The sequence below is a fragment of the Xenorhabdus vietnamensis genome (assembly GCF_002127535.1).
In the GTDB taxonomy this organism is placed as follows: domain Bacteria; phylum Pseudomonadota; class Gammaproteobacteria; order Enterobacterales; family Enterobacteriaceae; genus Xenorhabdus; species Xenorhabdus vietnamensis.
The window spans coordinates 1-5,069 of the sequence record NZ_MUBJ01000050.1 but is presented as its reverse complement, the minus strand read 5'-3'; the positions used below and the strand labels follow the sequence as shown (position 1 = coordinate 5,069).

The window sequence follows — 5,069 nt, the reverse complement described above, 5'->3', positions numbered from 1 at the left end:
TTTATGCACAAAGTCGTTTGTGAGTAACTATCAGTTACGCCCAAAGTCCGATTATCGGACATTGGATTTTGCATACCGATATTTTCGGTACTCAAACTGCCCCACTTAAAGAGGGTCAGTTCAACCTATTGGGTGATCTATAACTAACACTCTTAAAGATATGTAGTCTTGTTCCTGGCTACGAGACAGGTAACCCAAAATAATTGGGTAGGTTACACTATGACCAGACTGCAAATATGCCGTCTGATTAGATATCAATGAGTTATCACTTAAGCTCAAATTAGGGTCTTGCTCTATTGATAAATATTGATATGCAAAAATGCACATCGCTCACCAAGATAGACTGTGCAAATCAGCATGGTTTAATGTATAACCCGTTGATTCTTTCGAGGTCCTCACTTTGGAGGAAGCCGGATAACCCGCCACCGACGAAATTCGTCGTCAGCCATTCAGTTACATACGGGAAAATTCCGTATGTACAAAAGCATCAACTGCAAAAAGTTTTTCAGTTGTGAAAATCTCACATGAGCAAAAGGTATGAGCAACATGGTGATACCTGCACAAACAAAAGGTATGGTGAAAATCCCTATACCCTCACCGTGTGTGTAAAACCAAAGTGTGCTATCCCGCCTTGAGATGATCCGGTTTTTGCTTCATGAATAAAATTAGATGGTTAACCGTGGCTCAGATTTGAGTTACCTTATCATTCTGTGTCATTGGCAAAAAATTTTGCGATGTTCTCTTTGTACTGGGACGAAGATTTGGCTGAGCGGCAGGTAAAAGGAGTGGTCACTACTGACCGTGGGTAACACAATTAGCAATGCCCTTATATTGTTAATGAGTTGATTTAAAAGCAAAGCTCATTTTTAAGCCTTGTGAGTCAAATTGACGTTTTGGTCAATATTAGCGATTTATCGTACAAAGATTCACATTCTAAATACCCTATTGAATAGCAATTTGGATCTCAAAAAAGATGATTGGAATTTCAACCATCATAAAAATCAACAAGTTAATGCTGTAGCTGCTTTTTCATGAATAACTATAATTCTATTTCTCTTTATATATAAATTAAACAAACAGTGTTGTCTCGGTTGTCTCAACTAAATTAACTTATTGTTTTATAATGATTAATATCTAAAAACTGAGACAACTTAGCCTATTTTATGTTGTCTCAATTTTATCTTTTATTTCATAAATAAACTCTATTATTTTGATAAATAAGGATTTAATCTTAAGTTTCTTGTTGTCTCAGTGAATTGCTTTAGCGCATGCACTTACCTGAAAGGTTCCAGAACTGGCGGGTAAAAGGGATAGTAGAAGAGAAAGGGTGCACTCAATAAGGCACATAGTGATTGATTTTACACTCGTTAGATAGGGAAAATTTAGGGTTATAGAGTGAGAATGAGAACGAGCCACTATAGGGCAAAAATCCGCCCTTTAACCTATGGGATACCTGCACAAATAAAAGGTGCTGGGGAAATCACCATACCCAAGATGGGATATCATACCTTGCGGCAACCATTGGGATTTCCTCTATAGTTGATTAACTCATTGATTTTTCCGAGAACGTCACTTTGGAGGAAGCCGGATAACCCACTACCGACGAAATTCGTCGTCAGCTATTCAGTTACATACGGGAAAATCCCGTATGTACAAAAGCATCAACTGCAAAAAAATTTTCAGCTGTGAAAATCTCACATGAGCAAAAGGTATGCGAAAAATTTCTCACAGACGACCTTTTTTGGAATTTTCCAAATAAGTCTCGTAGTCGTCATGTTCAGCAAAAAAGAGGAACCTCCGAAATCGGAGACTCCTTAAACTCAAGGGATCCCTATAGTTAATTCACTGCCTCCGTTTGAAACGGAAGCGTGCTGAATTAAAGGTGAGAAATCCCACCTTTTGCTAACTTGTTGATTTTGCGTAATTCCGGCATAGGGACAGGGATTAAGGAAATCAGGGTGTTAGGAAAAGACCACGCAATGCGCGGCCTTGAAAGATTAATCATACCATTCGCAATGGAAGCGATATGTTTTTCCTGTTTGTTTTAAGAGGTCGCCGATTTTTTCAGCTTCAATTCCTATGTAACTTAGATCTGAGTCAGAAGTTGTATCTTTGAAGCGGTAACCAAGATCGTACTTTATTCCATCTATAGTAATTATCAGTTTTTTATCTTCAACTCCATCAAGGAAAGTTAGCGCCTCTAAATCCATAGACAATTCATTATGATTAGCAGACCAAAAAATTTCAAAATATTTATTAGCTTCTGCGTGGTCTCCTACCATTACCAATTTACCTTCATAGTTAGTAGTTACTCCCCAGTAACGCTCTGATACCATTTCAAGTGGAGTTATGTCAAAAATCAGTGTATGTTTAGGAGAGGCGGGAACATCAGGTCTCACCTTCAACCCCCAATCACACGCCATCATATCTTCCTGCGTTGGCTGCCAAGGCACAAAGTTACCATGCTCATTGCGCAGATCGATATGCGTCAGATAGTCGTACTGAGTGCCAACCGCCACACCATCCACCGCATAAGCGCTGCCTTCTTCTACGGCTAAATTATTGACACGTGGAGTGATAGCCAAATACATTTCATTATTTCCTTGGCAATTCACCCAAACGGAACGGGTAACGCGCTTGCGAAGTTTTAATTGAATCAACGCCCAGGAGAATGAACCCACCGGGGCAATAAAGCAATCACATTGATAGTGTTTCGGGTCAAATGGGCATTCGTGTTCGGGATTAATAACGTCAGACATACTATTTCCTTGTATTTATAGATAATTAGTTATTAGACAGCCCGGATATAGTAACGAATGCTTATGGTTGAATGAATTGATGAGGGTTGTGTGGGAAGAGGTACAAGTGGGTGCATAAGGATAATATAACCAGCGATACTGTTTTGAATTGAAATATATTTTTTGTCACATGCCGATAAATTAGCGCTCTTTTTACTTCACAGATTAGGAAAGTTCTGAGCAACATATAAATGGGGGTTGTTTAGTATAGTGAATGTTGGTTTGTCAGTGATACTCATTGAATCAATGGACTAACAACAATAGGAATTAATGAATTGACCCATAGCTCACAAGAGTCAATACTACAGTTAAATGTATAAATTAAAATTTAGGTGGTGAGGCTAATGGCGACAATAGAACTACAATTGTCCCCTACTATAATTAAGTGGATCGCAAGCACACAAGGTGTCACAACGAAACACCTTGCGGAAACACTTACGCCTAAAAAACCACATAAACTTCTCGCAGGTGAAGTTTCCAAGTCTGTAGCTGAAAAATTAGCTAAGCTTGCAGGAATTCCGTTCGGTTATTTATTCTTAGATAAGCCGCCCGAAATAGATGAACCTCAGATACCTGATTTTAGGAAAACAATTAATAATATAAGCTTATCTAAAAACTTCTTTGATACTTATCACGACATTCAATATAAAACCGAATGGTATAGGGAATACCTTAAAGAATCCGGCTTGGATAAAAAACCATCATTCATCGGTAGATATACAATAAACTCTTCTGTATTCGAAGTTTCCAATGATATAACCGAAACATTAAACTTTGATGTAAGTAAAATAATAAAAAAGGTTACGCTAAGTTCTTACTTTGGTGTTGTTACAAAATTAATAGAAAATGCGGGAATACTGGTTTTCAAAAATAGCTTAGTGGGAAATAACCCTCACAGAAAGCTTGATGTAACAGAGTTTCGTGGCTTTTCTATTGTTGATGATATTGCTCCTGTTGTCTTTGTTAATGGTGCAGACACATTTTCCGCCCAAGTTTTTACATTGTTTCATGAGGTTGCCCATATTTGGATTGGCAAAGGCGGCATTTCTGATTGGGACTATGAAAATAAAGTAGAATCTTTCTGCAACAAAGTTGCTGCTGAAATATTGATGCCTACAAGGCTTTTCCAAGAGCTTTGGAGTTCTGAGAAAAAATCTGGTATAGACGATATCCATGCTATTAATAATGTAGCAAAGACTTTCCGGATGAGTAACTATGCAGCCGCTATAAAAGCGAAAAACACTGAACTTATAGATGATAACGTTTTCTTAGAGGTAAAAAAAACCTCTTTATCCGGTACGAAAAATACCAAGAAAAACAATGGTGGCGATCCATTTAACATCATACCTTACCGAAATAGTCCCAAAATAACCGACACGGTTTTATCTTATGCTATGGCGCAAAAAATCCCATTACGAGAAGCTGGTAATCTACTGAATGTAAAAGCAGATACTGTCATTAACCTTTATCGAAAAAGGACTTTTAAATAATGCTAAATAAGAGTTTCTTAATTGATAGTAATGTTTTTATTAACTCGAAAAATTTCTATTACCATTTTGATTATTGCAAAATGTTTTGGGATTTTCTTCTAAATCTCCACAAGAAAGAAATTATTTATTCATTAGAATCAGTAAAAAAAGAGTTACTAAAAGGAAACGACTTGATTGTTGATTGGATTAAAAATGAAGTGCCAAACACATTTTTTCTGCCAGAGTTTTCATCTCAGGCATGGAGCCAGAATTACTCTGCTTTAATGAAGTGGTCTCAAAGTAATGGTTTTGCACAAAAAGCAAGGGATGATTTCGCTAACCAAAGTAAAGCAGATGCATTTTTAATTGCTGACGCCATGACTACTGGACGATCAATCATCACTTTTGAAATATTTGATTCAAACAATCCTAAAAGAAGAATACTGATACCAAACGCAACAAAAGCACATAATGTAAGCACTATGACGCTATTCGAATTCCTTCCGTCGTATGCTTGCGATAATTTCAGTTGTAAATAATTCGCCCTCCCCACGAGGGCTTCTTACCTATCACAACCCCAAATCTGCTCTTCCCTGCCCCACATTCCACACCGAATCTGCCAGCATCTGGACGCGGACGTCTAGGCGGGTGAGGGGCACGAGACCCCTATTATCACTTCGGCTGCTCCGGCCAGTTAATATCCGGTGCGGTTGAGCAATCCACCCGACTGAGCAGTACCCGGTATTTGCGCCATTCAGTCAATGCTGATTTCTCGGCGTTAGTGGCGATATTCAAATCAACG

4 protein-coding genes are annotated in these 5,069 nt (G+C 38.1%); 2 read left to right on the top strand and 2 right to left on the bottom strand.

Translation table 11 applies throughout. From position 1 onward, the window contains the following. Positions 1–1,997: 1,997 nt before the first annotated feature. Positions 1,998–2,759 (bottom strand): DUF2829 domain-containing protein, encoded by a 762-nt coding sequence (locus tag Xvie_RS19665; protein ID WP_086110802.1) that lies wholly within the window; start codon positions 2,757–2,759, stop codon positions 1,998–2,000. A gap of 383 nt (positions 2,760–3,142) precedes the next feature. On the opposite strand from Xvie_RS19665, the gene Xvie_RS19660 reads away from it, so the two are divergent. Both Xvie_RS19660 and Xvie_RS19655 read left to right on the top strand, forming a co-directional pair. Beyond that, entirely contained in the window at positions 3,143–4,288 is a 1,146-nt protein-coding gene (locus Xvie_RS19660) for an ImmA/IrrE family metallo-endopeptidase (protein ID WP_086110801.1), read from the top strand. Continuing rightward, on the top strand, positions 4,288–4,806 hold the full coding sequence (locus tag Xvie_RS19655; RefSeq protein ID WP_244175745.1) for a DUF4411 family protein: 519 nt from the start codon (positions 4,288–4,290) through the stop codon (positions 4,804–4,806). The genes Xvie_RS19660 and Xvie_RS19655 overlap by 1 nt, the downstream gene beginning before the upstream one ends. A gap of 133 nt (positions 4,807–4,939) precedes the next feature. On the opposite strand, the gene Xvie_RS19650 is transcribed toward Xvie_RS19655, so the two are convergent. Next, entirely contained in the window at positions 4,940–5,062 is a 123-nt protein-coding gene (locus Xvie_RS19650) for a tail fiber assembly protein (protein ID WP_086110803.1), read from the bottom strand. Between the last annotated feature and the right edge of the window lie 7 nt (positions 5,063–5,069).